Source organism: Pontibacter silvestris (genome assembly GCF_020907275.1).
Classification (GTDB): domain Bacteria; phylum Bacteroidota; class Bacteroidia; order Cytophagales; family Hymenobacteraceae; genus Pontibacter; species Pontibacter silvestris.
This window is the reverse complement of sequence record NZ_JAJJWI010000074.1, coordinates 1-1,521: the sequence shown is the minus strand read 5'-3', so window position 1 is coordinate 1,521 and position 1,521 is coordinate 1. Positions and strand designations below refer to the sequence as shown.

The window sequence follows — 1,521 nt, the reverse complement described above, 5'->3', positions numbered from 1 at the left end:
CTATCAATAGTTGTGCAACAGCCACCGCCGTTTTATGGGACAACGCCTGTCAGCCTATTTCAGGACTAGACTGGATGTGACAGAATGAAGAAAGCGGCAAATGCCGCTTTCTTCATTCTGGGTCTTAAAAAGGATACCAGAGATTCACTTTAATGCATAGTTAAGGTATCCACCGTCTGCTATAATCTCTGTTCCTGTAATGAAACTTGCGTCGTCAGAAGCTAGGAACAGTACTATTTTTGCGATCTCACTAGGGTCACCCAGCCTTTGCAGAGGTATGCCATCAGCGAAATGTTCTCTTGCTTCCACAGGTACAGCGTTTTCTAAACCAGGCGTCAAGACAGGCCCAGGACTAACGATGTTTACGCGAATTTTCCTTTCCGCCAGTTCGTTTGCTGCAATTTGGGCAACTTTGTTCAATGCTCCTTTCGTTGCAGAATACACGCTGGCTCCCAGATTAGCGGCTGTTGCAACCGTAGAAGAAGTGAACACCACTGCCGCTCCATCTGCCAGGTGGGGAAGCAGCTTTTGCAATGTGAAAAAATGCCCCTTTACGTTAGTATTGAATTGTGCGTCGAAATTAGCCTCGGTGACTTCTTCTATCGGCTCAAATGTCGCGATTCCTGCATTGAGGAAAAGGACATCTACTTTGTTTCCGCTTCCTGCAACTGCTTTTTCCAAGACAGCGATTTCTGCAAGTTTTGAAGTGTCCGATACCACCGTGCTTAAATTGGGGTTGTTTATCTCGGCGCTTGCCTTTCGGAGGTTGTCAGCGTTTCTACCCGTAATCCAAACGTTTGCTCCTGCATTGATAAATGCTTTTGCTGTTGCTAAGCCAATTCCAGTGGTCCCACCAGTAATGACGACGTGCTTGTTTGTAAAATCCATAACTATTATTTTTTGCTTGTTTAGGCGGTAAAGTTAAAGCAATTGATTTATTTTAGTTACTTTGTATCCAAAAGTAACAGTAACCTTGAAGTAACAAAGTAACCTATGGTGTGTCAGGCAAAGGATTTTCAACAGGAACACAAGAAGGAGATGCGGGCCGTCCAGGATTCGATGGACGTGCTGAGTGGGAAGTGGAAGATAGCCATTATCTCCTCGATCTGCTATTACAACAAAAGGAGGTTCTCCGATATTCTGAATGATGTAGTCGGCATTTCCAACAAGATGCTGAGCAAGGAGCTCAAGGAGCTGGAGATAAACCAGTTGGTCACACGTACGGTTCTGGATACGCAGCCAGTAACCGTGCAGTATGAGCTCACCGAGCACGGGCTAACGCTAAAGACCATCATCAACAACCTGACAGAATGGGGAATAGAGCACCGGAAGAGAATCATGGGAAAGTAGGTCTCTGCGTTCAGGAGTTGAAGGCTTACACTTATCTGCTACGCCTGATGTCGCTGTGGAAAACCCAGAATTAGATGCTGCTTGAGTTGCCTATAGAAGCCAGTGCTCCGTTATTTGCGCCGAAGCGAGAAATAAAGCTCCTTCTCGCTCTCGGCACACGTGCCGGAGCAT

At 46.2% G+C, this 1,521-nt stretch carries 2 protein-coding genes; one reads left to right on the top strand and one right to left on the bottom strand.

The window, feature by feature from the left end:
* Window positions 1–144: 144 nt before the first annotated feature.
* Window positions 145–888, bottom strand: a complete 744-nt coding sequence (locus LN995_RS21575; RefSeq protein WP_229963167.1) for an SDR family oxidoreductase — start codon at window positions 886–888, stop codon at window positions 145–147.
* Window positions 889–993: 105 nt separating this feature from the next.
* Between LN995_RS21575 and LN995_RS21570 the strand changes: the two genes are divergently transcribed.
* Entirely contained in the window at window positions 994–1,350 is a 357-nt protein-coding gene (locus tag LN995_RS21570) for a winged helix-turn-helix transcriptional regulator (protein ID WP_229963166.1), read from the top strand.
* The last annotated feature ends 171 nt before the right edge of the window (window positions 1,351–1,521 follow it).